Source organism: Parabacteroides sp. AF18-52 (genome assembly GCF_003479145.1).
In the GTDB taxonomy this organism is placed as follows: domain Bacteria; phylum Bacteroidota; class Bacteroidia; order Bacteroidales; family Tannerellaceae; genus Parabacteroides; species Parabacteroides faecis.
Map to the genome: position 1 here is coordinate 123,180 of NZ_QUGR01000007.1, position 26,127 is coordinate 149,306.

Below are 26,127 nucleotides of genomic sequence, written 5' to 3' on the forward strand. Positions count from 1 at the left end.
GTACCTTTATAACATACCGGATAACCGGAACAACCTCCAAATCGAAACGATATGATCGAAGCAACCGTCTTTACAAACTTCAGGTTTTGCCAGGGAAACAAACCGCTCACGGCTATTGCAGACGAAATCCTTAACGGGAAGTACGAGACAACTATCAAACTACACCGGGCCGCACTGCATGCCGGTGATCCCGCCACTGCCGAACGGATCAAGAAATCACTCGAAGCATTCACTGTCTCCGCTACCTACCGGAAGACGCGCAAGGAACCGGACATGATCGGCTATAACCCGCTCCTGATCCTCGATATTGACAAGCTCGCACCCGAAGCGATTCCTCGCCTTAGGTCGCTTATCAATGAAGCTCCCTATACCATTTACAGCTTCCTGAGTCCTGGTGGACAAGGATTGAAAATTATTGCCTGCTCGGCAGTAGATATCGAACAGCTCCCTCAAAACCACCGGATCATCTATAATACCGTCAAGGCGTGGTATGAAGAATTGCTCGGTGTGGAGATCGATGCTTCGGGGAGTGACGCCGGGCGACTCTGTTTTGTCTCCTACGATCCTTTGCTTTATGCCTCTCCCCGTTTTAGTGACTGGCTGCATACCGGAAAAGGGATGCCTGAAGACTTGCCATTGCTCAAGCCTTTGCTGCAAAAAACGAGAAAAACGACCAACACCCGCTATGTGGCTAAACAGCTCAGTAATGCCCGGAACCGACTCGACAAACAGGAGAAGTATCAGGATGGCAACCGTAACAATTATGTCTACCACTATGCCTGCCTGTGTAACCGGATAGGCGTGCCCGAAGAAGTCCTGACCGGTTATTGTACGGAAAACTTCGGCGATCTTTCGGCAGAGGAACGTTCCAGTGCGATTACGAGTGCCTACAGTCATAGAGAGGAGCACGACACCTTTCCTCTGATAAAAAACGGGAAGAAGGTGGAGCTGATCCGGGAATATCTGTCCACACATTTCTTTCTGCGTAAAAATGTAGTTCGTAACCTGGTAGAATACCGGGATAAAAGGGCAAAAAGCCACACATACCATCCTGTGACCGATTACTGGGAGAATACCGTCTGGTGCAATCTCCAACTTGAAGGAGTCAATTGCAAGATCACTGAATTGAGGTCGGTGATCCATTCCGGATTCAGTAAAGAATTTGACCCGTTCAAGTTCTATTTCAGTAAATTGCCGTCATGGGATGGCGAAACAGATTATATCGCCCGGCTTGCTTCGACCGTCAGTACCACCCGGCCTGAATACTGGCTGACCTGCCTCCGGAAATGGCTCGTAGCCACTGTGGCCTGTGCCATAGACGAAAAGACGGAGAACCATGCCGTATTGCTGTTGAGCGGCGGGCAGGGATTAGGAAAAACAACCTGGTGCCGTAATCTGGTACCACCTGAACTGCATCAATATGTCTATTCCGGCAATCTCGATCCCGCCTCGAAAGATGCTTCCCTGCTCCTGAGTGATTGTTTCCTGATCCTGCTCGACGAGCTTTCGGGACAAAGCCGCATGGAACTGAACCGCCTGAAAGCAATGATCACGAAAAACAGTGTACACGAGCGCCGCGCCTATGCGCATAATTCGGAAACATATGAGCGCCGTGCTTCATTTGCCGCTACGGTCAACGACAGCCAGGTGCTGACCGACCGTACCGGTTCGCGTCGTTTCCTTTGTTTTGAAACAGTCCGGATAGATTATCTTACTCCTGTCGACTACAGCCATATCTATTCGCAGGCACTGGCTTTGTATAAAGGCGGCTTCAAGTACTGGTTTTCCGATACTGATATTGCAGAGATCAACGATAACAACGAACCTTTTCAGCAGAGCAGTCCGGAGGAGGAATTGTTCTATACTTTTTTCCGTAAACCCTGCCGTTTCGAGGCTTATTTACAGTTATCCAGCAGTGAAATAATAGCAAAAATAGCTGAAAAGACCCGTATGCCTATCACTCAAATCAACGTGGTTAACCTCGGAAAAATGTTGAAAAGGACAGGGTTTGAACATTTTATACGTAACGGGAAACGCTTTTTCAACGTTATAGAACTTACGTTCGACGAGGTAAAAGCCGTACAGCTCGGAATCCGTTCGTATGACAATGTTGATGCTCAAGCTGTTGATAATAAAGGAGTGGTTCCTAATGATAAAACAGATGAAGGGAATGAAAAACCTCAAATTCAATTGCCCTTCTGAGGCTTTCGGGTGGAGAAGGTGGAGGTTGTTTAACGGTTGGCATACTTTCTGTATTTATGTTTATATATTACTATCAACAACAACTGAAAGGTCTCCTTATGTTTATAAAAGTCGGCCGAAATGTATTTTCATCTTCACCTTCTCCACCTGCTGCTTCCTCCGGTGATCTCTTCCGATAGTTCCCGACCGAAAAAAATCCGTTCCCGACCCATTTATTTTCAGTCGGGAACGGATTTTTGCGTTGATAACTATTCCTCTTTTAAGGTTCTCCCAAATGTTCCACGATACAGATCACCTGTTTGGGGGTGAAACAGCGAATCCCCGGATGATACCCGAGGGTAACCAGTTTTTGTTTGAGGATGTCGTGATGGTTGATCCAACGCCAGAGCTGCATGACGGCGCCGCGGTGGGAGAGATGGGGATTATATAGCTGGGCGAGTTCGCCGACACCATATGCACGGATGACAAATGTTTTCTGTTCCATAGCATTTATTGTTTTACTTCTATAAATGTACATATTAATGATAAGAAAAACAAGGCTTTAGATGGGAATAAACAAAATAAAATGCTGCTTCGTCACGTCTGCTCACATAGGGCATCGATGAGGGTATCCAGGTGTTGTATCTTTATGATGTAATTAATTGCAAAACAGTTTTATAACTAAAAACAATCGGATTATGGCAGTACAGTATCACTTGGTTCTCAGAAAGAACATGAGCAAAGAAGTAGAAGAGGGGAAAGAGAAGCTCTATTATGCACAGACCCGTGCCACGCGCACCTGTGGTTTCGATGAGCTATGCGACCTGATCGCTGAAAGTTCCACAGCATCCAGCGGTGATGTCAAAGTCGTTCTCGACCGTATGAATAAGTTTGCCGCGAAAGCACTCGAACGTGGCGAAGTTGTCCAGCTGGGCGAACTCGGCAGCCTTCAGCTGATCATGGGCAGTAAAGGGAGTGCGACAACGGAGGGTTTTTCCTCGACCTTGCTGAAGAAGGCGCGTTTGTGTTTCCGTCCCGGTACGATTCTGCGAAACACGACGCAGGTGGCTAAAGGGGAACGTACGACTATTGATGTTACTCCGGTGACACCTCCTACAGGTGGCGGAGGCGACCGTCCTGAAATTGAATAGTAACACATTAACCCGACTTTCCAATGGATAAACAATCATTTGTAAAACTGTATCTTCCTGCCGCGCGTATGGCTGGAGATCTGTACCGGATCAATCCGGTCGTCATTCTGGCTCAATCGGCCATTGAAACAGGATGGGGCGAGAGCGCGCTGGCACGGCAATACAATAACTTCTTCGGATTAACCGGATATGGTGTCGTAAACACCTACTGGCATGGAGGAAAGGTTAGCCTTGAAGAGAATGGCCTGTTGTTCAGGCGTTACGACGCACCGGAAAATAGTTTTCTTGATTTTGCACGGCTGATCTCTACCGCTTATCGTCTTGCCGCCGCAGTCAGTAACTACCCCGCTGCCTATGCTCGTGAAATAGCTTACAGCCGTTATATCAGTGAAGTGAACGGTGATAACCGGGCGGCGTATGAAGAAATGCTTACAAGGATTGCGCGGAGCCTGATGCCTTTGGTGGAGGAAAGGCTGCGTCAAGAGGGGTTTTGTGAGGAAAGGACGCGCAATGCTGGCCTGTGTACAAAGAAACCGTAAAGGCGGATATTATTTAATCATTTAAAATGAATCAGTATGAGCAAATTAAAATCTGTTTTTGAGTTTATTATGGCGTTGCTGGGATTCCTTCTGGATTTCGGAAGGAAAAAAGAGAAGAAGGAATGATGGAATTGAAAGTTCCTGTTTCCTGTGCGCATGCTCTGTGATGTAGACCGTATGCGGGAGACTTTTCAACAAACTAATGGTTTATCAACAAAGTTATCAACAGGTTAATTGATTGATAATATTTATTTTAGATGTTTTGTTAATAAGATATGAACAAAAGCGCATAACTCTGTTGTGAATAACTTTGGCAGCCTATAAAAAGAAAACAGCCTCAGAATAAATCTGAAGCTGTTTTTCTTTGAGTGATCCGCCTGGGATTCTCCTTGTAGAGTTACCACGCTGATATTTAAAACTTTATGTTTTTAGCTTCAAGCATATCCCATGAATTATCCCACTAATTTGCTACGTGCTTTTGCGGTAGTTTGCTCATGGAGAATACTATCGCAAAGATAAACCTTTTCTTCAGATTTACAAAACCAAGAATTTTACTATAATTGCCACCAGAAAGAGAACTATTACTGTATCTCAACTGATAGTCAGTTTTTTATATTATTTCAAAATTGAAAATCCACACGATTTAGCACACGATTATTTTTCATCGTTCTGCTCGCTATTAGCATGATTGTTGAGACAAAAGTAGGAAAAATATCCTAAATAAGAGAAGTTCTCTTCTATTTATCTTTCAATGAGAGATAAACAGAAGAGGAAAAGTGAAATATATATCTTTTAAAACCTATGTACATGATTTGCTTTTCGTATTTTTGTATTCCAAATTAACAAATTATAATTCATGTTTGAACAGACTTTTAATAATATTGATAATATACTTCGCAAAGATGATGGATGCGGAACAGAACTTGACTATGTAGAACAATCATCATGGGTTCTCTTTCTTAAATACTTATATGATTTAGAAAAAGCTAAGTCAATAGATGCACAATTGAAAGGAGAAGTATATAAGCCAATCATTAAAGATGAATACCGATGGGATAAATGGGCTGCACCTAAAACTGAGGACGGTAAACCCGACCATAACAACGCTTTGACAGGGGATGATCTGGAGGATTTTGTTAATCTGAAACTCTTCCCTTATCTGAAAGGATTTAAGGATTATGCAGCCTCATTTGACACTATTGAATATAAAATAGGGGAAATATTCAGTGAGATTAAAAATCGTGTAACAAGCGGTTATAATCTTCGTGAGATGTGTTGGCTTGTAGATGAATTGAAATTCCAATCATCAGAAGAGAAACATGAAATGTCGCACCTTTACGAAAGTCGTATCAACCGAATGGGAAATGCAGGACGTAATGGAGGTGAGTACTATACACCTCGTCCCTTAATCCGTACGATTATAAAAATAGTAAAGCCTGAAATAGGTGATACTATCTACGATGGGGCTTGTGGTTCGGCAGGCTTCCTTTGTGAGGCTTTTACTTATCTTTTAGAAAAAGCTAAAACCACCAAAGACCATGAAATACTTCAAAAAAAGACATTTTATGGTAAAGAGAAAAAAGGTTTAGCTTATATTATTGGGATAATGAATATGATATTGCATGGAGTAGAAGCTCCAAATATCATTCATAAGAATACTTTATCTGAAAATCTTGCAGAAGTGCAGGAAAAAGACCGCTATCAGATAGCACTTGCTAATCCACCTTTTGGAGGAAAGGAAAGAGCCGAGGTGCAACAAAACTTCCCTATCAAGACAAGCGAAACTGCATACTTGTTTTTACAGCACTTTATACGCTACTTGAAAGCAGGAGGACGTGCAGGCATAGTTATCAAAAATACATTTCTCAGTAACACAGATAATGCATCTATTGCGTTGCGTAGAAAATTGTTAGAAGACTGTAACCTCTATGCTGTATTAGATTTACCACAGGGTGTGTTTACAGGTGCAGGAGTAAAAACAGTTGTGTTGTTCTTCGAAAAAGGTGAACCAACAAAAAAGGTATGGTATTATCAATTCAGCCCTGAACGTAATTTGGGCAAAACAAATGCCCTGAATGAAGAGGATTTGGCTGAATTTGTAACCTTGCAACCTGAACAAAAAGATAGCGAAAATTCGTGGTGCATACAAGTTTCAGACCTTGACTCTGATACATTAGATTTATCGGTTAAAAATCCAAATAGATACGATGAAGTAGAGCTTCGTTCTCCTGATGCTATTATAACCGAGATGCAGGAATTGGACAACTTAAATAATAGCTTGTTGGATGAAATAAAAACGATGCTATGAAAGAGGGTTGGGAAGTAAAGAAATTACCTCAGATTTCTGAAAATTTAGATTCTCGAAGAATCCCTATAACTCAGAACAAAAGGTCAAAAGGGAAGTTTCCCTATTACGGTGCATCAGGAATTGTTGATTATGTTTCTGAATATCTTTTCGATGAAGATTTGTTGTTAATCTCAGAAGATGGAGCTAATTTATTAGCAAGAACTTATCCAATAGCATTTTCTGTAACAGGAAAAATTTGGGTAAACAACCATGCTCACGTTTTGAAATTCAGTAATATCTATACACAACGATTTGTAGAATATTATTTTTCTTTTATAAAATTAGATGATTATGTTACAGGTATGGCACAACCTAAGCTTAATCAAAAAGCTCTTAATTCCATTGATATTCCTATTCCTCCTCTATCAGAACAGCAACGAATAGTAGAAATATTAGATGATGATTTTGCTAAAATTGATACTGTAAAGCAAAATGCAGAACGTAATCGAGATAATGCAAAAGAGTTATTTCAAAGTATATTGAAGTATGAGATTTCTTATGATAAAAAATGGGAATTAAAGATACTTCCGCAAATTTCTGAAAATTTAGATGCCAAAAGGGTTCCTATAACGCAAAATAAAAGAGAAAGTGGTGAATATCCATACTATGGTGCATCGGGTATTGTTGACTATGTCTCTAATTATATTTTTGATGATAATTTATTATTAGTTTCAGAAGATGGAGCCAATCTATTAGCACGTACATATCCTATTGCTTTTTCTGTTAGCGGAAAACTATGGGTGAACAATCATGCACATGTATTAAAATTTAAAGATATTATTACTCAAAGGTTCATCGAGTATTTCTTCGCCTCTATAAAAATAGATAGGTTTGTTTCAGGCATGGCACAACCCAAATTAAATCAAAAATCCTTAAATTCAATTCCAATACCTTATCCATCTCTCTCTGAACAACAACAAATTGTCTCGAAGCTTGATGCCCTTTCAGAAAAATGTAAAGAGTTAGAAAACAACTATCAACAAACTATAAATGATTGTGATGAGTTAAAAAAAGCTATCTTAGCAAAAGCTTTTAATGGCGAACTATAAATTCTATTACCATGAACGAAGCTCAAACCCGATTAGAAAAGATAGACCCTAAGCTAAAAGATGCAGGATGGGGAGAGGTTGAAGAAAGCCGTATACTTGTCGAACAGCAAATAACGAAGGGTAAAATAAGCCTGACAGAGAGAAGAAAACCTCTGTTGGCTGATTATATCTTGTCTTATAAGGGAAAGAAGCTTGCTATCATAGAAGCCAAGAGTGACGAAAAATCAGCCAACGAGGGCGTAATGCAAGCCAAGCAATATGCCGACATGATGAACATTCGCTTCACTTATGCCACCAATGGTGACGAAATTTATGGTATAGATATGGAAACAGGGGACGAAGATTGGATTGATAGCTTTCCAAGCCCCGACCAACTTTGGTTGAAAACCTTTGGTACAAAAACCGACTTATGGCGTGACAAATTCTATTCAGAGCCATTCTATACATCAGGTGGCAAAACACCTTACTATTATCAAGAAACTGCTGTAAACAGAGTTTTAGAAGCCATTGCCGAAGATAAGAACAGAGTATTGCTCACGCTTGCCACAGGTACAGGAAAAACATTTATAGCTTTTCAAATAGCATGGAAACTTTTCCAAACTCGATGGAATTTATCCAAAAATAATCTAAGACCTCGTATATTATTCCTTGCAGACCGCAATATATTAGCAGACCAAGCCTTTAATGGATTTGGAGGCTTTCCTGATGATGCATTAGTGCGTATCAATCCAAAGAGCATTAAGAAAAATGGACGTGTCCCAACTAATGGGAGCGTGTTCTTTACTATATTCCAAACATTCCAAAGTGGTGATGGAACTCCAAATTTTGGTCAATATCCACCTGACTTCTTTGATTTCATAGTAGTTGATGAATGCCATAGAGGAGGAGCAAAAGATGAGAGTAATTGGCGATTTATTTTAGAATATTTTAAACCTGCTGTTCAGTTAGGTTTAACTGCTACCCCACGTAGAGATGTAAATGCAGATACTTATAATTACTTTGGCGAACCTGTTTATACCTATTCATTGAAACAGGGTATTGAAGATGGATTCTTGACTCCATTCCGCCACAGTAAGATGCAGAGCAACATTGATGATTATATATATCAACCCGATGACAAAGTTTTGAGTGGTGAAATAGTAGAAGGCAAGACATATACAGAAAATGACTTTTATCAGGGTAATATTGAGTTGCGTGATAGGGACATTGCTCGTGTAAAGGAGTTTATGAAGTATATTGCCAAGAATGAAAAAACTCTTGTATTCTGTTATAATCAGGCTCATGCTGCTGTTATTCGGGATATCATCAATCAGGTCAGCAAAAGTAAAAATCCATTCTATTGTGTACGAGTTACTGCAAATGATGGAGAACAGGGAGAACGTTATCTGAGAGAATTTCAAGATAATGAAAAGACAATTCCAACAGTTCTTACCACTTCACATAAGTTATCCACAGGCGTTGATGCCTTAAATGTCCGCAATATTGTTCTTTTACGTCCTGTAAATTCTATGGTAGAATTTAAACAGATTATTGGACGTGGAACACGTCTATATGATGGAAAGTATTACTTTACCATATATGATTTTGTAAAAGCATACGAGAAATTCAATGACCCTTCATGGGATGGCGAACCTGTTTGTATTAAATGTGGAAACAATCCTTGTACTTGTGGAACTAAAACACCTCCTGAACCTCCAAAGCCATGTCCGATATGTAATCAACGTCCTTGCATATGTCCACCACCTGACAATACCTGTGAAGAATGTGGGAACAATCCTTGTACTTGTTCACCAAGGGAGAAATTGAAAATTAAACTTTCCGATGGTCGTGTTCGTAAAATTCAACATATAAAAAGTGATATGTTTTGGGTGGATGGCAAACCTGTAACAGCCGAAACATTCCTTGAAACACTATTTGGTAAACTTCCTGAATTTTTCAAAGATGAAGAAGAGCTTCGCAGATTATGGTCAGACCCACAAACCCGAAAAGCTTTACTCTCTAAAATGGAAGATGCAGGATATGGAACTGATATTCTGAAACAAGTACAAAAACTCATCAATGCAGAGAAAAGCGATTTATTTGATGTATTGGAGTTTGTGGCTTATGCTAATGAACCAATAGAAAGAGAAGAAAGAGCTAATCAGGCTAAAATACATATCTATCCACATTTGTCAGATAAACAACGTGATTTTATAGACTTTGTATTACTACAATATATTCACACAGGAGTGAGCGAATTAGACCTTGAAAAATTGCCTATTCTCATGCAGATGAAGTTCGGTACTCCTTTTGATGGAATACAGGCATTAGGGGGTGTTGACATAGCTAAGAATACCTTTGTGGATTTTCAGAGGTATTTGTATGGAAATACAAGCTTTTTTACGAGAATTTGACATGACACGCAAAACAGATAAGGAGCTTTGCTTGCTGTATTGTTCTTTTGATATGGGCATGGTTTTAAATGTAGACTCCCACTTGGGATTATAATCGACGGTTCGAAAAAACAAGCACAAATTAAACCTAAAACTTTCTTTTTTTAATTGATATACATCTTATTCATGCAGGGAATAGATAAGACAACACTTTTTAGAAATTTACTCTTTTCAGGATGAAAAGGAAGAAATTTCTAAAAACCGCTTGCGGCTTGGTGTTGGCGTTCTATTATCGGAATGTACCTTTGTAAATCATATAAATAAAGAACTATATTAATCCCTCATTTTGGAAATACTGTATCAAGTTACTAACTGTTGATACGTAGTTTGAGCCGTCAATAGACCGAAAACTTAGTTTTTGGGCGAATGAACTACTTTTTTTGTTTGTGAATTCTATCCCGATGTGCTTATATCCATATTTTAAGGCTATTTCAGCTAAGAATCGAACAAAGTGAGAGCCATGGGCGACACGTTCTTTTTTGAAACCGATTCGAGCTATAATCAGGCAATCGGGCGGGAACAGGCTTTCTGTTCTCCTAATACGCAAATATAGGTCTATTCGGCTGTTTCTTCTGATGGTTACGATATTATCAGAAGTAAGCCAGACAAGGGATAAACGGTATTTAAACCGCTTCATCAGGTACATGTCTATTGCTTCCCTGATTTCTTCATATTCGTTCATAATGTTGCATTAATAGTTTATCTTCTGAATCCCCGCTTCGGTTTCTTCTTTTTCTTTGGTCGCTTTATCGGCTGTTCATCATTGCTATTGCTTGGTTCGGGAGTTAGAATACCTAATGCAGACGATAAGCCTAAATTATCTCCCTGATTTACTGTCTGTTTCTTTTCTTTTTCATCGGGAATTATAGTTTGTTGGCTGTCTTGGGGTCGGCTGATTGTTTTCTCCTGTATTTTGATTTGGTCGGAAATACTACCGTTCTTCATCGTATTGTAATACTCAAAGGATTCGGATAGAGGACGGTTGTAGTTGAACAGCTTGTCAAATCCCTGTTCTGCCTGTTGGAATAACTTTGTCCTATCGAAACCACCTTTAATTGCTCCTTTCTTGGTGTTCTTATGGTTGGTAAGTGGGGATAACTTCTTTTTGTTGGACTGGTCTTTCCGGCTGACAATTAAATGGCAGTGCATATTCAGTTCGTTGTCCGACCTGTTTCTATCGAAATGTATTTTACCGTAGAATTTTATATCTTCTGCCGATAATCCTTTATTGAAGTTCTTAGCATATTCAGGAATGACAACCTCACGGATATACCGTTTCATGGCTTCGGCTTGTTCCTGTTCGGTGTTGCCCATTGCCCAAAGCTCCTTTTCTGACGGGCTTACATGGATAGCGTAAAACTTAGCATCCGTTTTTAGTAATTGCCCGATATTGCTGTCTATATCTTTAATGACCTGTGATTTATAGATATTATTGTCTGTCAGGTTGAAAAATCCCTCTGTATAGATTCCGTGTTCCATGCGTTCTAAATCCTCATGCTCACAATAATCGGCTAATCTCCGGCTACTGCCTGCATTGTTGTATGTGCCTTTAGACGGTGGAGGGAAATCTATGTTCATGGGTGTTACTTCTCGTTAATCAAATCAATAATTTCAGCCTTTAGGCTCTCTTTCCGCTTTCCGTCCATTACTCCACAGGTAGCCAAATCAGAATACAAACTAATCAACTTCAATAGCTTTGCATTATCTTTCTTCTGTACTTGTTGTAATGAGCCTATATGCTTTCCTTGATTGTTTATTACATCAGCATGTTTTTGAAACTGGTCGCTGATTTTGTGCAGTACGGTATGATATTTTTCTTGGCTCAGTTCCAACTGTGAAAGTATAAGGGTTTCTAATGTTTTGACAATCGTATCGAATCTGGTCGCTATTGTGTGGCTTGTGCGTATCATCGGGTTTAGCTGGTCTTCCTCGTACTTTCGGATAAACCGGATAATATCATCCTGTCGTTTGTTAATCTTGGCAAGCTCCGACTTTACCGATTCGGGAGCATCGGCAGGGTTGATATGGGCTTTCTCTAAATACTGAAATGCGAGTTTAACAACTTCACTTTTTTTCAGTGAATAGTGTTTGCAGATTTTCGCTACTAAACTTGCCGTTTCTGTATCTATGGAAATCGTGGTAAATATGATTTTCTGACCGTTATTTTGCATGACTAATTACTTTTTAATCGAAATTTATATAGATAAATAATTGATAATAAGAGAAATACATAAAAGACTAATTATTAGACTAATTACAGCGTGTTTTCCTAACACGCTAAAGCCGAAGGCTTTGCCCCGCAGGGCAAGAGGAAAGAACAGGACTTGTCCAGTTCCCTCTTGCTCAATTTAGCGAAACGTGCGAAGCCGGAAGACGTAGCTGTTTCTACTAAATTGAGGTGGTAGTATGGAGGAATAGCCTAAGCACAGACTTCTTTCCTCTGCTACCTTTTGCTTTCAGGGCTGATCGGCTAACTGATTGGCTTTTTCAAACTGCTTATAGGTTTGAGAATCTGCAAATTCACGAACAAAAGCCCGAATATCACTCGCTCTATAGTACGTTTTCCGTCCGATGGTAAAGTAGGGTAGTTTCCCTTTTGCCCGATAACGTTGTAGAGTTCTGAAAGATGCTTTTAGCAGAAAGGCTAAATCCTGATTATCCAATAGTTTCTCATTTTCATCTAATACGGTGTCGGTATTAATAAGGGATTTCAGGTCTTGTCCGATTTCGGTGAGTTTTTTTGAAAGTGTTGCCATCCACTTCTCAAAGTTTTCGTTGTCTATATACATTTTGCTTCAATTTTAAGTTCAACATTATTGTTTTCAATCGATTGATGAAGCAAAGTTCCGCAAAACAAGGTTACAAAAAAAGAGGAGTAGCTACCTACTCCCCTAAAAACAGTTTTTAAAATGCTATCAATAAGCGAATTGAAAAATCATCTTTTCTAATCTTTACGGTTCTTACGTTTTTTGTCTTCTTTAATAATGGTATTTCGTAAAGCATCTAATGTTTTGGTAAGATTGTATTGCTTACGATTAAATACTTCGTTTACCTTATCATAAATACTACCGAATTTCAGATTGAAAAGCTGTTCAAAGCCACGAGCCAGACGAACTTCTGGAACTGGCTTTCCATCTTCTCCGACTATTTGCCCTTGTAGAAACAGGGCAATAACGATTTCTGCTATACCAATAATCCCCAAGTCTTTTGACTTAGGGATTACATACAGGTCTGACTTGAGTTCCGTTGGAGCAGACAAATTAAATCGTTCGGGATGGTTGATTTTTAGGTTGATTAATTGCAGTTCAGCATCAATCAGGGATAATGCTTTGTGGATGTATAGATTTTTAAGCGCATTTTTCCCCCTGCCCGTATTGATATAACTCTTTTAGGGGTGCTATCTCAATACGAGTGAGATTTAACATCCGAAAGATATAGGAGTAATCTTCTGAATTGCTAATTGTTACTATTTGCATGATAAATTCCTCATAAGCATTCTTCATTTCCGTGTTAATTAATTCTTGTGAGGTGTCAGCTAATAAGGTGAGAAACCTCGTTTTTAATAAATCATTCATAGGCATAAATTTTAAATAGTGAATAAATAGTTTGTATATCAAAGCATTGGCTTTGTATGCTGAATGATTTCTTGTTTTATTTGTGGTTCTGTTTATACTTATAATTCCAATATCAATACGGCTGTATTTTCAAATCCATAATCTCCACCTTTATATATGCCGAAAGAAATAGGTTTGTAAAATTTACGCAAAATATCTTCTTTGTCGGTGCGGTATATAAACCCAGCCTTTTGATAGGATTTGATAGCTCTGATATTCTTTTCCGAGGGGCGGATTAAGAACTTGTTAATACCAAGCTCTTTGTTTAGATAGTTGATTGTGTCCTTTAGGGCTTGTGTTCCAATACCCTTTCCACATGCAGATTCGGATTTGAGCCAAATATCCAATTCTGCCATCTTACTGTATAAATGAAAACAAGCATAGCAAGTACAGCCAACTTCTTCATGTTCATTAGCGATAATCATAACCGAGCCGGATTCTTTACCGCTTTCCATGTAGTAAAAATCTTCAAATGCTTCTTGAAACTCCTCCCAAGTGGGGATTGGATTCTCTGAAAAATCTGTACCTCCCATGTGAGCAGTAGCGGTATCTGATAAACACATCCACTCGTATGTTTTTATCTTTTCATTAATCAATGCGTGTCTGATCATAAGCCTTATTTTGAATTAATTCTTTCTGCAAAAAGTAGTCAGAAAAAGGATTGTACATACTCATATATTCATTCGGGGTGTAACCCGAAAACTCTCTAAAATCTTTTAGAATATGTGATGCATCATAATATCCACATTTGAAAGCCAGTTCCGTAAGATTATAGCTACCTCTGTTTTGCAAAACGGATAGTGTTTTCTGAAAGCGTATAATCCGGGTTAGATATTTAGGATTAATCCCTATATTATTGACAAATCTACGATTAAACTGCTTGTAACAAATGTTCGATATGTTTGATAGCTGCTTTATGGAAGTGCTGCTGTTCGATTCTATCTGCTGAATCGTGTACTCATCACTCCCTAGATCAGGATTCAACTGTGCCAGTCGTTTCAATAAATGTCGTTCGATGACTGCTATACATTCCATCTTATCATCAGCATCCAATATCGCTTGTTGTAACTCGGAAAGTTGTTTATCAGCAACACACTCTATTGGAATGTTCTTGTTGTAAAACTCAACCATTGAAGTACCCAGAAATGCCTGCGCTCCGTGGGGCGTGAGTGTTACGGCAATAGTTTCATTCTCGCCTTCATAATGCAGATCCCAATAGGACGACATTTGCCCCTCAATAAAAGCTTTGGGTTGAAAATCACTGATTGCGGTCGAGAAAACACGGTTTTTCCGATGGAATACTAATTGCATACATCCAATCGGAATACCTCGCTCGATGGTTGGAACAAGATAATTCCGTTCAAATACCCAGTAGTATTTCACAAACGGGGCAAGGGTTGGTAATGGATATATAATTTTAAATTCCATAATTGCAGCAATTTACTTCATATTACTTCGTCACAAAGATACACCGTTTGCCTCACACCTGAATTGTACAAAAAGGACTTTCTATGCAGCATAAGCATTGCAAACTAAATGGTATTTGGCAAATCTTTTAATCTCTGCGGCAAATAAATCGTTATTTGACAAATAACTGAATAGCATGTTGAATAGTGCTTCAAAAAACTAGTTCGTGAATTTCTTTTATATGCAGATGTTGATGATCTAAATAGCCCTCTATCATTTCTTTCAACGTGACCTTTGTTCCTTCGAAATCGCACCAATAACTATCCAATTTCGCTATATCTACGGAATGAATAACCTGAATGATATGTAAATTATAAAACTTCCATAACTGGATTAAATTAGTCCAATCAGCATTTTGATAATCTTGCAGAGCTATCCACTGGTCATTATCCTGACGATAATCAGGAAAAAAAAGCAAGTCTTTGCTGTATTGCAGACGCACCATTCGTTGATGATTGTTGGATGCCGAATCAATCAAATGACCGAGTATCTGCTTGATAGTACGATTCTGCCTGTTCCGTCTTTGTGTTATCACTTCTACAGGCAAGTTGTTTAACAACCTCTCTTCCGTTTCAATAACCTTTGCAATACCATCGGTTATATAGCTAAAATCAGTTTTTTGCATCATGTTTCAGTTTTAAATTCTTCTGCAAAAATAAGGCTTTTGCCTATCGCTCACTTGTAAAAAACTGACTTTATCCAAAGCGGAGCTATGCAAAACGATTGGATTTGATAACATTCAGCCTACAATCTTCGGAAAAGAATGTAGAATATGGAGAGCGGGAAGATAAATATTGAGTTGGCGAACAGCCCGAAAACTCTTTAAAGTCCTTTACCAAGTGAGAGGGATCATAAAAGCCACAGGAATAGGTCAGGTCTGTAATCTCCATTTCTGGATTATTCTGCAACAGATACAGAATTCGCTGAAAACGAATCACTCTGTAATATTCTTTAGGGCTCATCCCTACATGGTTGGTGAATATTCTTTTAAACTGTCTATATCCTAAACAAGCACTTTCAGCAAGGGTATTCACTTCTATTTGCGGATGATTGATTATTTGATTGATAGAGTTCTGCACCCTTTTGTGATTGCAATCTATATCGAACAGCCGCTTCATGAAAAAAAGTTCGATAAACTGAATACAAGTCTGAATGTTTCTTTCGCTGGAAATGGAACCTTTAAGACGATTCAACTCTATATCCTCTAAATCTTCAACGTCTATATAACGATTATTTAATTCACTCATAGGACACTGTATAAAAGGATTCAAGCCCAAAGGGTGAAATATAATAGCGATCATATCAATATTACCCTCAGAAGCTAAACTCCCGTAAACAGAAAATTGTCCCCGAATAAAATTCTTGGGCTGTAAACCTTTTGCTTGGATGTTCAAATTATCACCTCGATGAAAAACAAGATGTATACAGCCCGATGGAATAGTTTGAATCATCACTGGTTCTACTTCATCGGTCTTTAATACCCAATAATATTTAATATATTGGGAAAGGGATAGTGACGGATATAGAATTTCACTTTCTCTCATTTCACATCTATTTGTCTGCTGAACATATTGCCGTAAATATAAGGTTTAATCTCCGCATTACAATAATGAAGCCAATAAAAACAGGTTATAGGCTATGATGCAAGTTCATAACTAGCTTTTGCTTCCTCTCATCTATTTTATATTAAGTGATTCTGCGAATGAATTCGCTATTTTAATTTTCGTAGATTCTTATTTATGTATTTAGGAAACTAGACAATAATAGCTTTACCGTACCACTTTCAGACAGTTTTAAAAACAGTTCATGATTCTTCTTTCATTTGCTGGTGAATTGAATTAACACGTTTCATAAACCATTTAAAATTAAAAAGAGTATGGAAGTAGTAACCATCGAAAAACGAACATTCTCGTATGTCTGCGAGAGGTTCACAGAGTTTGCTAAACTAATAGAAAGTTTGTGCAATACTCATACCCAGAAAGTAGAAAACTGGCTGGATAGTCAGGAAGTATGCCTGTTGTTAGGCTTTAGTAAACGAACGCTTCAATATTACCGAAGTAGTGGGCGACTGGCTTACTCTCAAATCGGTAGTAAGATTTATTATAAGTCTTCCGATATTGAAAGAATTATTGTAGACAGTGAAACACAAAATCAATCACCCAAACAAACCATGCCTTATGAAAAGAATTAAAAAAGATTATCCATCCTTCAACCTGTTTTCCATTGTCGGGACATGGGAAAGCGTTAATCTGAATCCTACGGTTATCATCTACCGTAATGATAAAGAGTATCTTCTTTCTATTATATATGTATCGGAAACCACCAAACAGGCTTCACCCGCTACTTATGAAATACAGAAAGATGGTAGCCAGTATTTTATTACCGCTGCATCCAAATGGCTCTATATAGATTATGATCCGGGAAAAGATGTACTTAGCATTTCATCGCTGGGTGACTATCTGCGCAACTAACCAGCTATCTAGCAATCTTGAAATCAATATTTCAATAAAACAATCTTTCAATCATGGAACTAATAAATAAAGATACCCCACAAGTCAAAGAATTTATTTCTTCGCTCGATTCGATGCTGAATGGTATTGAATCTATTGTACAACACTATAAGCCCCACCTGAACGGGGAACGCTTTCTTTCCAACCATGAAGTTACCAAGAAACTGAATGTCAGTCTGCGAACCTTGCAAGAGTGGAGAGATACAGGGCTAATCCCCTTTATCCAGATAAAAGGTAAAATCATCTATCGTCAAAGTGATATTGATAAACTGCTCCAAAAGCATTATTTTGAAAGTTGGAAGGAGTAGCTAGTGAGTATAATTTCCACTATCTTCAAAGGAAATATCTTTTATTATAGTGGAAATTATACCTTTGCATCCTAAAATAGTAGTAATGAAGAAGTTTGTAATAGAATCCGGTACACCTGCCGATATAGACGAATTAGAAAGACTGTATGATGATCTGAATGATTATCTGGCTGCTACTACCAATTATCCCGGATGGATAAAAGGAATTTATCCAATTCGTGAATATGCAGTTGCTGGTATTCAAGATAATAATCTTTACGTTGTCAGGTACAATGGAAAAATAGCTGGCTCTATTATCTTAGATCATCATCCGGATGAAGCCTATAATAATGTAAGATGGAGGGTTGATGCAGACTACAGTCATATTTTTGTGATCCGCACCTTTGTAGTACACCCTTCATTCTTAAAAATGGGTATTGGTCGGGCTTTAATGGATTTCTCGTTTGAACTGGCTTTACGGTCAGGTATTAAATCTATCCGTTTAGATGTTTATGAAAATAATCTTCCGGCAATCTCTCTATATGAGAAATGCGGTTTTGAATACATTGATACCGTAGATTTAGGCTTTGGCAATTATGGGCTGGATTGGTTCAAACTGTATGAGAAACTTGTTTAAACTCTATTCAAGTGAAAGACGTTTTCCTCATGCCAGCCCCGAAAATATTGTTTTTCGGAATTTAATTTGAATCATTGACTTTTCCAGTGAAGTATTTAGTCTGTGCAAGTCTTTAGATAAAAATACGCTCGAATGCAAATGAGAGGAAGATTTTTATCTAAACCGAAGGCTCGGACTTGAACAGGCTAAATACGGAACTTACCTTTGTCAATGCTTCATATTGAGTTCAGGAAAACTTACTTTAAAAGAAAAGGATTGAGAAAATGAAATTCATTCTTCCCAATCCTTTTTCTATATTGGCTACTGCCTTATTTATATAGCCAACTCCGACAAACAGCTATTAACTTTCTGCATATCCTTTAGAATATTCTGATCCAGTACCCGTGCATAGTGTTTCGTTACACTGGTATCTGCATGACCTAACATTTTGGCTACATTCTCCATACTTACGCCATTCGCTAGGCATATAGAGGTGGCATAGGAATGTCGGGCTGAATGTGTGCACAGATTTTTCTGTAATCCGCATACATCTGCAATCTCTTTCAGGTAGCTGTTCATGCGCTGATTGCTCAATACAGGCAATAGTTTTCCAGTACATTCTGCCACATTTTTATACTTTTCAAGAATAGAAGTTGCCACAGGCAATACAGGAATATTACACATTATTTTTGTCTTTTGGCGGTTCTTCCTTATCCAAAGTTCCCCTTTGTTATCTCGTACCAAATGTTCAGGCGATAAATCTTTCACATCGCTGAACGCCAAACCTGTAAAAATGCAAAAAACAAAAATATCCCGTACCTGCTCTACTCGCTTAATTGTGAACTCTTTGGCGAGAATGATTTTAATCTCGTCCATCGTTAGGAATTCAGGATCAGTTTCTTCCAACTTAAAGCGGTAGTAAGCGAATGGATCTTTCTTAATCCAGTCGTTTTCCAATGCAATACGGATAATCTTCTTCAGATTCTTCAATCGGGTGATAGCAGAGTTTTGCGCACAACCTTTTTCAATCTTCAAGAAAGCGTCAAACTTAGAAATGAAATTCGCTTCTAAGTTATTCAGGGCAATATCCGATAATTGATATTCCTTCTTGATAAATTCCTCTAAATATCGGGTAGTGGTTTCATACCGTTGTACGGTCTTACTAACGAAGTCTTTGCCAATCAACTTACGACTTTGCTCGTTATGCTCCCTGAATACCTGCAATAGCGTTTTATTATCTTCGTCCACACCATAAAACAACTTTCTCACCAGATCAACATTGATAACCTTGTCGGAAGTTTCCAGTTCCCTATAAATTTGATGTATGCGTGAACGTGTGATTTCTAAGTAGTGGTTCAGTTCCACCGACATACGGTCTTTACCTTTTGAGTTTTCTTTTGCCTGATTCCATAAGTTTACAGGACAGCTTCTTTTGATAGAAATATCTACCATACAGCCGTTTACAGTAATTCTCATGCACACGGGTGCTTCTCCGTTCTTTAATAATTTGCCTTTCTTGATGAAGTACAAAACAGAAAATGATTTTCTAGCCATTTTTACATCGTTTTTAGAGTTACAAAACTATGTATTCTCTTCCAAAGTAATGCTGCGCAAAACACTATGAATCAGTGAGAAAGATGCAAATTCATGGGACTTTTTTTGATTTAATTTTAGTCCCACGATTTATCCACCGATAATATGCTTGAAACGGCTATTTTCTGCTACCTGCTAGAAAAAAGAAATCCCCGATAATGCTTGATTATCAGGGATTTGCTTGATTTTTCTTTTGTTTTCAGTGATCCGCCTGGGGTTCGAACCCAGGACCCCATCCTTAAAAGGGATGTGCTCTACCTGCTGAGCTAGCGAATCATCCTGTGCATACTCTGTATTGCGGTGTGCTTTACTTCTGTATTGCGGGTGCAAAGGTAGGGTTTATTTTTTAATTTGCAATAGCAGGAGGATCTTTTTTTGAAAAAAGTTACTTTTTTTCTTCCTCCTTCGGTTGAATATCGGCTGGCGGGGGAGGAAGAATGTCCCCTTCCAGTAAGATAAAACGCTTATAATAAGACAGGCAGAGTGTCGTGAGCGGCAGGGCGATGATCAAGCCGATGAAACCGAGCAAAGTTCCCCAGATAGACAAAGAAAGAAGGATGATGGCTGGATTCAGGCCCATCGCTTTCCCCATGATGCGGGGTGTGAGGTATAAATCCTGGATACATTGGACGATTCCGAGTATCAGTAATCCGGAGCCCAAAATAAGCCAGAAATTATCTCCCGTCTCTGCCGATTTCAGCAAACTGAGGATGACCATCGGGATCAGTCCGATCGTTTGCAGGTAAGGGATCAGATTGAGTACGCCGATAAATAGTCCGAGTGTGACCCCCAGCGGGAAACCTACGATCTTGAATCCGATAGCCAGCAGGACGCCGACACACAACGCGATCAGCGACTGGCCGCGGAAGTAACGGTTCATGCTCTGTTCCACGTCATCGGCCAACCCTTTGGCGAAAGGACGGATATGCGCCGGGATCAGGTTGATCCACCCGTTGGCTATCTTCTCGTAATCCAGCAGGATGAAAATGAAATATAACAGGATCACAAAGATGATCGTTATGCTGAAAAGGATCGAAAAGGTGTTCGACAGGATATTCCATACTTTGGGCGCCAGCTGCTTGATGGCATTCTGGATGTTTTCGCGGCTGAGAAGTTCCATCAACTGGTTGATGTCTACATTATTCTCCAGATATGTGATCCACGACTCGGGGATAAGCGGGATATGCCCTTCACCCGGATTGTGCGTACGCATCAGGTTCAGGGTTCGTTCGGCTTCCTGGGCGATGGAGGGGACAACCAGTGCAGCTGCCGCACCGATGATCAGCGAGGCGCAGATAATTACGGCTATGATAGCCAGGATGCGGCTTTTCAGCTTCAGCTTGTATTGGAAAAATTTCACGAAGGGTTGCATCATATAGGCCAGCAGCCACGCGATCAGGAAGGGGAGCAGGGCAGTCCGCAGTATGGTGATCAGATAGAGCAATGCGCCGATGATGACGATACTGAATACGATACGTGTGACACGGTCGAATGTAAATGGCCTTTCGAATAATGAGTTCATATTTTAATTTTTATCTTTGCCTGCGACAAAGATAAAATAAACTGGAATAGGATAATAAGATGATAAAGAAAATATTATGTACTGCTTTGCTGTTAGGTTGCCTTTCACAGCCGCAGGCACAGACTCCCCAACCTGTAAAACAATTGCTGAATGTCCCTTATATGAAGGGGGCGACTTTCTCCATTGTGGTAAAAGACGTGCAGGACGGAAAGACGGTTTACAGCTATGACGAGGATCGTGAGGTTTCTCCGGCTTCTGTCCTGAAAACGGTCGCGACGGCTACGGCTCTCGAAATATTGGGAGACGATTATCGGTACGCTACGTCGCTGGAGCATGACGGGAGTATCAAAGAGGGTGTCCTGAACGGAAATCTGTATATCAGGGGAGGCGGTGACCCGTCGCTGGGGTCGTCGCATTTCGCTCCCGACAGGAATCGTTATACGCCCGCACAGAATACCTTTATTCCCGAATGGATAGCGGCGCTGAAGAAGGCGGGTATCCGGAAGATCACCGGGGCGGTGGTGGCCGACGAACGTATTTTCGATACGGAGGGTGCATCTATCAAATGGCTGCGGGAAGATATGGGAAATTATTATGCGCCGGGAAGCTACGGGCTTTCGGTGTTCGACAATATGTATAAGTTGTCCCTGAAGACGGGGGCTGCCGGAACTCGTCCGGAGGTCGTTGGGACTGATCCGGCAATTCCTTCCCTGCGGTTTATCAATTATTTGAAAGCGTCGTCGTCGGATAGTGCTTATATAATCGGTGCCCCGTTGTCCGGCGAGCGCTATTTACAGGGTGTTGTTCCTGCTAACCGCGAGAATTATGTGTTGAAAGGCGATATTCCCGATCCGGCTTTGTTTCTGGCGGAATATCTGACCGGTTGCCTTGAGCGCGAAGGTATTGTGGTAGGAAAGGAGCCGACTTGTTACCGGATCGAATCGGAAGCCGGGCGGTGGAAAACGGTCGAGAGGAAGCCGGTTGTAACGACTTATTCGCCGACATTGAAAGAGATTGCGAGCGTGACGAATCATGTCAGTCATAATTTGTTTGCGGATGCGCTGGTGAAAACGGTCGGTCTGCAATATGTTCCCCGGAAAAACGAGGTGATCTCTTCTTTCGGACGGGGCGTGCAGGTGGTACTCGATCATTGGAGGAAGAAGGGGCTGGATGTGTATCCGTTGCGGATGTATGACGGCAGCGGACTGGCTCCGGCCGATAAGGTATCGGCTGAGTTTATTGCTGATCTACTGGTGTATATGGCGACGAAATCGGAGGTTTCCGAAGCTTTCTTCGAGTCATTGCCGCAGGCGGGTGTGGAAGGCTCGGTCCGCAACCTGTTGAAAGGAAGCAAGTTGCAAGGGAAAGCTCGTTTGAAGAGTGGCGGGATAACGGGAGTACGTAGTTATGCCGGGTATATAGACAAAGACGGTAAACGCTATGCTGTTGCCGTTTTCTCCAATAATTATTCCTGTAGCATGGGGCAGATGACGAAGGGGCTGGAAAAGTTGCTGTTGCAACTTTTCTAGTTGACAAGTGACAGTTGACAGTTGACAAGTGACAGGTTATTGATAGAGTCTCAAACTGTCAACTGTCACTTGTCAACTATCAACTGCTAAGGCAGTAGCGACCTCTGTGCCAGAAACTCCATGAACTTCTGTTTGTAGTTGTCGGAGATGGGGATATATTCTTTGCCGAAGACGATGCGGTTGCGTTCGATCACTTTGATCTTTTCCGGCTGGACGATGAAGGAACGGTGTACGCGGATGAAACGGTTGGTCGGCAGCATGTCTTCCAGGCTTTTCATACTCATCAGCGAGAGGATCGGATGCGGTTCGCCTTCGATGAATATTTTGACATAGTCTTTCAGTCCTTCGATGTATAATATCTTGCGGAGTTCGACCTGCACCAGTTTGTATTCTGTCTTGATAAAAATGCTTTCGATCGATGACTGGGATTGTACTGCCGGGGCGGTCGGCTGGTCGTTTTTCCCGGGATCGGCTTTCCCCTCTTTCCCTTCCCGCAACAGTTCGTACCATTGCAGCGCCTTGTTGGCCGATTTCAGGAAGTCGGCATAACTGATCGGTTTCAGCAGGTAATCGAGAGCGTTTACCTTGTAACTGTCGAGTGCATATTGGCTGAAAGCCGTTGTGAAGATGATCCGTGTCTCGGCTTCCAGTATGCGGGAAAATTCCATGCCGTTGAGTTCGGGCATCTGAATGTCCAGGAACAGGAGGTCGACAGGCTCTTTGGTGAGCATGGGCAGGGCATTGACCGCACTGTTGTATTTCCCGGCAAGTTCCAGGAACGGGGTCTTGTTGACATAACTTTCCAGCAGGCTGATTGCCAAAGGCTCGTCGTCGATGATTGCACAAGTCAGTTTCATAAATAATACTTATTTAGTTGACAGTTGACAGTTGACGGTTATTTCGGCTTTTACCGATTTGTTTACCGGATGCGAAGCCTAACTGTCAACTGTCAATTGTCAACTGTCAATTGATTTGTATTTCCAGCATGCTATGATAACTGTCACCGTCTACACCGCATGAGAAAATATGTTTGTTCGGATAAATTAATTCAAGCCGTTTGCGCAGGTTCTTGATGCCGATTCCCGAACCGCTCTTGTCCTGTTCCGCATCTTTGGGGAAATAACTGTTTTTCAGGATGCAGACAACCAGGTCGCCGTTCTGGTGTATATCCAGATGGATGAACGAGGGCTGGCTGTTGCTGACGCCATGTTTGAAGGCATTCTCGATCAGGGAGATGAACAACAAGGGGGCGATCATGGCATCCGGTTTGGCGGCGGATATCTCCGTTTTCAGTTCCACATGCTCCGGCAGGCGGATGCGCATCAGTTCCACATAGTTGCGGATAAAATCCAGTTCGCTTTCCAGCAAGACGTGCGGCTGGCTACTGTCGTAAAGGACGTAACGCAGCAGGCGACTTAGGTCGTGGACTGCTTCTTGTGCTCGTTCGGGACTGAAAGCGATCAGGCTGTAGATATTGTTGAGCGTGTTGAACAGGAAATGTGGGTTCAGCTGGCTTTTCAGGTTCTGAAGTTCGGCTTCCGCCCGGCTCTTCTCCAGTTCGCGGCGCATGGATTCTACCTGATACCAGCCGCTCGTCATCTTGATGGCGACACTCAGGCCTGCCACCAGCGCATACAGCATGGCATTGACGAGGAAGAAGCCGATAATCTCCTGCAACTCCCTTTCCGGACGGTGCGGGCGGTGTATCTCCGGCGGCGGAAGCAGTTGCATCAACAGATGTACCGCCAGCATCGCAAAGGCGATCAGCAGGACGTTGCTGAGGAAGAACTTCCATCCGTGGCGTGAAAACAGATAACGGTTTACCAGCAGGAAATAGTTCACATAGAAAACCATCATGAACGAAAGCGGAACGATGACGGAGCGCAGATAGCTGATCACCGTCAGTTCCTGTGATTCCCTGCCCGTAAAGAAGAACGGCAGGCCGAACAAAATCCCCCAGGCAGCAATATGGATAATGCTGCCCATTCCCTTGAAAGGGGGAGATATATGCGTATGTGTTGTCGTTTCTGTTTTCATCTTTTACAAAGATATTAAATAATTTCTTATTCGTAACGGATTGCTTCGATCGGATCGAGCTGGGCGGCTTTCTTGGCCGGATACCATCCGAAGAAGACACCGGTGACGGTACAGACAGCGAATGAAAGCATAACGCTCCACGGTTGGATATAGATCGGAAAGTGGGCGACGCCGTTCACCACCAGGGCGGCTCCTACACCCAATACGACACCGATCAGTCCGCCGGTCACACTGATCAGGATGGATTCGATCAGGAACTGGGCGAGGATGTCAATCCCTTTTGCCCCGATACTCATACGCAAGCCGATCTCGCGGGTACGCTCCGTGACGCTGACATACATGATGTTCATAATACCGATGCCACCAACGAGCAACGAAATACCCGCCACAGCCGCCAACAGCACGGTCATCATGTCCGTAGTGCTTGTCAACATCGTGCTTAACTCCTGCTGACTACGGATGGTAAAATCATCATCGTCACTTTCCTTCAACTTATGGTTGCGGCGCAGTATTTCCGTTATCTCGTCAATGGCCTGGTCGGTGTATTCCTCTTTGAGGGCCGAACAGGTGATGCCTTGCAGATGGGTGATGGCCAGAACTTTTTTCTGAATAGTTGTGTATGGAGCTAAGATTAGGTCGTCCTGGTCCATTCCCATGCTGTTGTATCCTTTGCTTTCCAGCACACCTACGATGCGGAAAGGTAATTTCTGAAAGCGTATGACTTTGCCGACGGGGCTTTCGCCGTTGGTAAAGAGGTTGTCGACTACGGTTTTACCGACTACACAGACCTTTGCTGCTGTCTGGATGTCCTGTTCGGTGAACATATCGCCGTCTTCCACCTTGTAACGGCGGATTTCGAGATAGTCGGGACTGATACCGTAGACGGTGGTCGGGGCGTTGTTGGCTCCGAAGATGGCTTGTCCGCTGCTGTTGACCGAAGGGGAGACGGCAGAGACGTAACGGGTTTCGTCGACGATGTTCTGATAGTCTTCCAGCTTCAGTGTCTCCATAGCGGAAGCATCCTGACGGACACCTCCCCGGACATCGGCACCGGGATGTATCATGATCATATTCGAGCCCATCTCGCTGATCTGTTCCTGTATGCTCCGCTTCGATCCTTGTCCGATGGCAAGCATCGTGATCACGGAGGCAACGCCGATGATGATACCGAGCATCGTCAGGAATCCGCGTAGCTTGTTGTTGGCAAGGGCACGGAGGGCTATTTTTATGAGGTTTGTTCCGTTCATTTTGAA

26 protein-coding genes and 1 tRNA gene are annotated in these 26,127 nt (G+C 41.3%); 11 read left to right on the plus strand and 16 right to left on the minus strand.

Going from position 1 to position 26,127, the window contains the following annotated elements; translation table 11 throughout:
* Positions 1 to 51 precede the first annotated feature (51 nt).
* Positions 52 to 2,202: a VapE domain-containing protein gene (locus DWX23_RS13340; protein WP_122374841.1), complete on the plus strand. Its 2,151-nt coding sequence runs from the start codon at positions 52 to 54 to the stop codon at positions 2,200 to 2,202.
* Positions 2,203 to 2,461: 259 nt separating this feature from the next.
* Here the strand turns inward: DWX23_RS13340 and DWX23_RS13345 are convergent, their stop codons facing one another.
* On the minus strand, positions 2,462 to 2,719 hold the full coding sequence (locus DWX23_RS13345) for a DUF4248 domain-containing protein (protein ID WP_229801001.1): 258 nt from the start codon (positions 2,717 to 2,719) through the stop codon (positions 2,462 to 2,464).
* A gap of 160 nt (positions 2,720 to 2,879) precedes the next feature.
* Between DWX23_RS13345 and DWX23_RS13350 the strand changes: the two genes are divergently transcribed.
* The 5 genes from DWX23_RS13350 to hsdR all read left to right on the plus strand — a co-directional run bounded on the left by DWX23_RS13350 (position 2,880) and on the right by hsdR (position 9,660).
* Positions 2,880 to 3,332: an HU family DNA-binding protein gene (locus DWX23_RS13350; protein ID WP_122351828.1), complete on the plus strand. Its 453-nt coding sequence runs from the start codon at positions 2,880 to 2,882 to the stop codon at positions 3,330 to 3,332.
* Between the two features lie 23 nt (positions 3,333 to 3,355).
* Positions 3,356 to 3,871 (plus strand): glucosaminidase domain-containing protein, encoded by a 516-nt coding sequence (locus DWX23_RS13355; protein ID WP_122351827.1) that lies wholly within the window; start codon positions 3,356 to 3,358, stop codon positions 3,869 to 3,871.
* A gap of 856 nt (positions 3,872 to 4,727) precedes the next feature.
* A complete protein-coding gene (locus DWX23_RS13360) occupies positions 4,728 to 6,179 on the plus strand; it encodes an N-6 DNA methylase (RefSeq protein WP_122374842.1) in 1,452 nt (483 codons plus the stop codon).
* Positions 6,176 to 7,267, plus strand: coding sequence for a restriction endonuclease subunit S (locus DWX23_RS24985; RefSeq protein WP_199673285.1), 1,092 nt, complete (start codon positions 6,176 to 6,178; stop codon positions 7,265 to 7,267). Before DWX23_RS13360 ends, DWX23_RS24985 begins: the two co-directional genes overlap by 4 nt.
* A gap of 11 nt (positions 7,268 to 7,278) precedes the next feature.
* A complete protein-coding gene (gene hsdR, locus DWX23_RS13370) occupies positions 7,279 to 9,660 on the plus strand; it encodes an EcoAI/FtnUII family type I restriction enzme subunit R (RefSeq protein ID WP_122374843.1) in 2,382 nt (793 codons plus the stop codon).
* A gap of 738 nt (positions 9,661 to 10,398) precedes the next feature.
* Here hsdR and DWX23_RS13380 read toward each other — a convergent pair.
* From DWX23_RS13380 to DWX23_RS13425, 9 genes are all read right to left on the minus strand, one after another.
* Positions 10,399 to 11,277 carry a DUF5712 family protein gene (locus tag DWX23_RS13380; protein ID WP_122374845.1) on the minus strand — a complete coding sequence of 293 codons (879 nt, stop codon included), beginning with the start codon at positions 11,275 to 11,277 and terminating at the stop codon, positions 10,399 to 10,401.
* Between the two features lie 5 nt (positions 11,278 to 11,282).
* Positions 11,283 to 11,870: a BfmA/BtgA family mobilization protein gene (locus DWX23_RS13385; RefSeq protein WP_122374846.1), complete on the minus strand. Its 588-nt coding sequence runs from the start codon at positions 11,868 to 11,870 to the stop codon at positions 11,283 to 11,285.
* A 285-nt stretch (positions 11,871 to 12,155) separates the two neighbouring features.
* Positions 12,156 to 12,488, minus strand: coding sequence for a helix-turn-helix domain-containing protein (locus tag DWX23_RS13395; protein WP_122374847.1), 333 nt, complete (start codon positions 12,486 to 12,488; stop codon positions 12,156 to 12,158).
* A 155-nt stretch (positions 12,489 to 12,643) separates the two neighbouring features.
* Entirely contained in the window at positions 12,644 to 13,078 is a 435-nt protein-coding gene (locus DWX23_RS13400; RefSeq protein WP_122374848.1) for a hypothetical protein, read from the minus strand.
* Positions 13,047 to 13,280: a hypothetical protein gene (locus DWX23_RS13405; protein WP_199673287.1), complete on the minus strand. Its 234-nt coding sequence runs from the start codon at positions 13,278 to 13,280 to the stop codon at positions 13,047 to 13,049. The genes DWX23_RS13400 and DWX23_RS13405 overlap by 32 nt, the downstream gene beginning before the upstream one ends.
* A 92-nt stretch (positions 13,281 to 13,372) precedes the next feature.
* On the minus strand, positions 13,373 to 13,924 hold the full coding sequence (locus tag DWX23_RS13410) for a GNAT family N-acetyltransferase (protein WP_122374849.1): 552 nt from the start codon (positions 13,922 to 13,924) through the stop codon (positions 13,373 to 13,375).
* Positions 13,902 to 14,741 carry a helix-turn-helix domain-containing protein gene (locus DWX23_RS13415; RefSeq protein WP_122374850.1) on the minus strand — a complete coding sequence of 280 codons (840 nt, stop codon included), beginning with the start codon at positions 14,739 to 14,741 and terminating at the stop codon, positions 13,902 to 13,904. Before DWX23_RS13415 ends, DWX23_RS13410 begins: the two co-directional genes overlap by 23 nt.
* A 190-nt stretch (positions 14,742 to 14,931) precedes the next feature.
* Positions 14,932 to 15,405 carry a DinB family protein gene (locus DWX23_RS13420; RefSeq protein WP_122374948.1) on the minus strand — a complete coding sequence of 158 codons (474 nt, stop codon included), beginning with the start codon at positions 15,403 to 15,405 and terminating at the stop codon, positions 14,932 to 14,934.
* Between the two features lie 85 nt (positions 15,406 to 15,490).
* The gene (locus tag DWX23_RS13425; RefSeq protein ID WP_122374851.1) at positions 15,491 to 16,324 is read right to left on the minus strand and encodes a helix-turn-helix domain-containing protein; all 834 of its coding nucleotides are present in this window, start codon (positions 16,322 to 16,324) and stop codon (positions 15,491 to 15,493) included.
* 332 nt (positions 16,325 to 16,656) lie between these two features.
* Here DWX23_RS13425 and DWX23_RS13430 point away from each other — a divergent pair, with 332 nt between their 5' ends.
* The 4 genes from DWX23_RS13430 (at position 16,657) to DWX23_RS13445 (ending at position 18,214) form a co-directional block, all read left to right on the plus strand.
* Positions 16,657 to 16,971: a helix-turn-helix domain-containing protein gene (locus DWX23_RS13430; protein ID WP_122374852.1), complete on the plus strand. Its 315-nt coding sequence runs from the start codon at positions 16,657 to 16,659 to the stop codon at positions 16,969 to 16,971.
* On the plus strand, positions 16,958 to 17,251 hold the full coding sequence (locus DWX23_RS13435; RefSeq protein WP_122374853.1) for a DUF3876 domain-containing protein: 294 nt from the start codon (positions 16,958 to 16,960) through the stop codon (positions 17,249 to 17,251). The genes DWX23_RS13430 and DWX23_RS13435 overlap by 14 nt, the downstream gene beginning before the upstream one ends.
* A 53-nt stretch (positions 17,252 to 17,304) precedes the next feature.
* The gene (locus DWX23_RS13440) at positions 17,305 to 17,598 is read left to right on the plus strand and encodes a helix-turn-helix domain-containing protein (RefSeq protein ID WP_122374854.1); all 294 of its coding nucleotides are present in this window, start codon (positions 17,305 to 17,307) and stop codon (positions 17,596 to 17,598) included.
* A gap of 85 nt (positions 17,599 to 17,683) precedes the next feature.
* Positions 17,684 to 18,214, plus strand: a complete 531-nt coding sequence (locus DWX23_RS13445; protein WP_122374855.1) for a GNAT family N-acetyltransferase — start codon at positions 17,684 to 17,686, stop codon at positions 18,212 to 18,214.
* A 312-nt stretch (positions 18,215 to 18,526) separates the two neighbouring features.
* Here DWX23_RS13445 and DWX23_RS13450 read toward each other — a convergent pair whose 3' ends face one another.
* The 3 genes from DWX23_RS13450 to DWX23_RS13460 all read right to left on the minus strand — a co-directional run bounded on the left by DWX23_RS13450 (position 18,527) and on the right by DWX23_RS13460 (position 21,308).
* The gene (locus DWX23_RS13450; protein WP_122374856.1) at positions 18,527 to 19,747 is read right to left on the minus strand and encodes a site-specific integrase; all 1,221 of its coding nucleotides are present in this window, start codon (positions 19,745 to 19,747) and stop codon (positions 18,527 to 18,529) included.
* A gap of 242 nt (positions 19,748 to 19,989) precedes the next feature.
* A tRNA-Lys gene (locus DWX23_RS13455) sits at positions 19,990 to 20,062 on the minus strand.
* 109 nt (positions 20,063 to 20,171) lie between these two features.
* Positions 20,172 to 21,308 (minus strand): AI-2E family transporter, encoded by a 1,137-nt coding sequence (locus DWX23_RS13460; protein ID WP_122351812.1) that lies wholly within the window; start codon positions 21,306 to 21,308, stop codon positions 20,172 to 20,174.
* A gap of 59 nt (positions 21,309 to 21,367) precedes the next feature.
* Between DWX23_RS13460 and dacB the strand changes: the two genes are divergently transcribed.
* Positions 21,368 to 22,837 carry a D-alanyl-D-alanine carboxypeptidase/D-alanyl-D-alanine-endopeptidase gene (dacB, locus tag DWX23_RS13465; protein WP_122374857.1) on the plus strand — a complete coding sequence of 490 codons (1,470 nt, stop codon included), beginning with the start codon at positions 21,368 to 21,370 and terminating at the stop codon, positions 22,835 to 22,837.
* An 86-nt stretch (positions 22,838 to 22,923) separates the two neighbouring features.
* On the opposite strand, the gene DWX23_RS13470 is transcribed toward dacB, so the two are convergent.
* The 3 genes from DWX23_RS13470 to DWX23_RS13480 all read right to left on the minus strand — a co-directional run bounded on the left by DWX23_RS13470 (position 22,924) and on the right by DWX23_RS13480 (position 26,121).
* A complete protein-coding gene (locus tag DWX23_RS13470; protein ID WP_122374858.1) occupies positions 22,924 to 23,694 on the minus strand; it encodes a LytTR family DNA-binding domain-containing protein in 771 nt (256 codons plus the stop codon).
* 106 nt (positions 23,695 to 23,800) lie between these two features.
* The gene (locus tag DWX23_RS13475; RefSeq protein ID WP_122351809.1) at positions 23,801 to 24,874 is read right to left on the minus strand and encodes a sensor histidine kinase; all 1,074 of its coding nucleotides are present in this window, start codon (positions 24,872 to 24,874) and stop codon (positions 23,801 to 23,803) included.
* A gap of 26 nt (positions 24,875 to 24,900) precedes the next feature.
* Positions 24,901 to 26,121: an ABC transporter permease gene (locus DWX23_RS13480; protein WP_122351808.1), complete on the minus strand. Its 1,221-nt coding sequence runs from the start codon at positions 26,119 to 26,121 to the stop codon at positions 24,901 to 24,903.
* Positions 26,122 to 26,127 lie beyond the last annotated feature (6 nt).

Coding starts and splice junctions, on each gene's coding strand:
- DWX23_RS13340 (WP_122374841.1), top strand. CDS start 52: ATGATCGAAGCAACCGTCTTTACAAACTTCAGGTTTTGCCAGGGAAAC.
- DWX23_RS13345 (WP_229801001.1), bottom strand. CDS start 2,719: ATGTACATTTATAGAAGTAAAACAATAAATGCTATGGAACAGAAAACA.
- DWX23_RS13350 (WP_122351828.1), top strand. CDS start 2,880: ATGGCAGTACAGTATCACTTGGTTCTCAGAAAGAACATGAGCAAAGAA.
- DWX23_RS13355 (WP_122351827.1), top strand. CDS start 3,356: ATGGATAAACAATCATTTGTAAAACTGTATCTTCCTGCCGCGCGTATG.
- DWX23_RS13360 (WP_122374842.1), top strand. CDS start 4,728: ATGTTTGAACAGACTTTTAATAATATTGATAATATACTTCGCAAAGAT.
- DWX23_RS24985 (WP_199673285.1), top strand. CDS start 6,176: ATGAAAGAGGGTTGGGAAGTAAAGAAATTACCTCAGATTTCTGAAAAT.
- hsdR (WP_122374843.1), top strand. CDS start 7,279: ATGAACGAAGCTCAAACCCGATTAGAAAAGATAGACCCTAAGCTAAAA.
- DWX23_RS13380 (WP_122374845.1), bottom strand. CDS start 11,277: ATGAACATAGATTTCCCTCCACCGTCTAAAGGCACATACAACAATGCA.
- DWX23_RS13385 (WP_122374846.1), bottom strand. CDS start 11,870: ATGCAAAATAACGGTCAGAAAATCATATTTACCACGATTTCCATAGAT.
- DWX23_RS13395 (WP_122374847.1), bottom strand. CDS start 12,488: ATGTATATAGACAACGAAAACTTTGAGAAGTGGATGGCAACACTTTCA.
- DWX23_RS13405 (WP_199673287.1), bottom strand. CDS start 13,280: ATGCCTATGAATGATTTATTAAAAACGAGGTTTCTCACCTTATTAGCT.
- DWX23_RS13410 (WP_122374849.1), bottom strand. CDS start 13,924: ATGATCAGACACGCATTGATTAATGAAAAGATAAAAACATACGAGTGG.
- DWX23_RS13415 (WP_122374850.1), bottom strand. CDS start 14,741: ATGGAATTTAAAATTATATATCCATTACCAACCCTTGCCCCGTTTGTG.
- DWX23_RS13420 (WP_122374948.1), bottom strand. CDS start 15,405: ATGCAAAAAACTGATTTTAGCTATATAACCGATGGTATTGCAAAGGTT.
- DWX23_RS13425 (WP_122374851.1), bottom strand. CDS start 16,324: ATGAGAGAAAGTGAAATTCTATATCCGTCACTATCCCTTTCCCAATAT.
- DWX23_RS13430 (WP_122374852.1), top strand. CDS start 16,657: ATGGAAGTAGTAACCATCGAAAAACGAACATTCTCGTATGTCTGCGAG.
- DWX23_RS13435 (WP_122374853.1), top strand. CDS start 16,958: ATGAAAAGAATTAAAAAAGATTATCCATCCTTCAACCTGTTTTCCATT.
- DWX23_RS13440 (WP_122374854.1), top strand. CDS start 17,305: ATGGAACTAATAAATAAAGATACCCCACAAGTCAAAGAATTTATTTCT.
- DWX23_RS13445 (WP_122374855.1), top strand. CDS start 17,684: ATGAAGAAGTTTGTAATAGAATCCGGTACACCTGCCGATATAGACGAA.
- DWX23_RS13450 (WP_122374856.1), bottom strand. CDS start 19,747: ATGGCTAGAAAATCATTTTCTGTTTTGTACTTCATCAAGAAAGGCAAA.
- DWX23_RS13460 (WP_122351812.1), bottom strand. CDS start 21,308: ATGAACTCATTATTCGAAAGGCCATTTACATTCGACCGTGTCACACGT.
- dacB (WP_122374857.1), top strand. CDS start 21,368: ATGATAAAGAAAATATTATGTACTGCTTTGCTGTTAGGTTGCCTTTCA.
- DWX23_RS13470 (WP_122374858.1), bottom strand. CDS start 23,694: ATGAAACTGACTTGTGCAATCATCGACGACGAGCCTTTGGCAATCAGC.
- DWX23_RS13475 (WP_122351809.1), bottom strand. CDS start 24,874: ATGAAAACAGAAACGACAACACATACGCATATATCTCCCCCTTTCAAG.
- DWX23_RS13480 (WP_122351808.1), bottom strand. CDS start 26,121: ATGAACGGAACAAACCTCATAAAAATAGCCCTCCGTGCCCTTGCCAAC.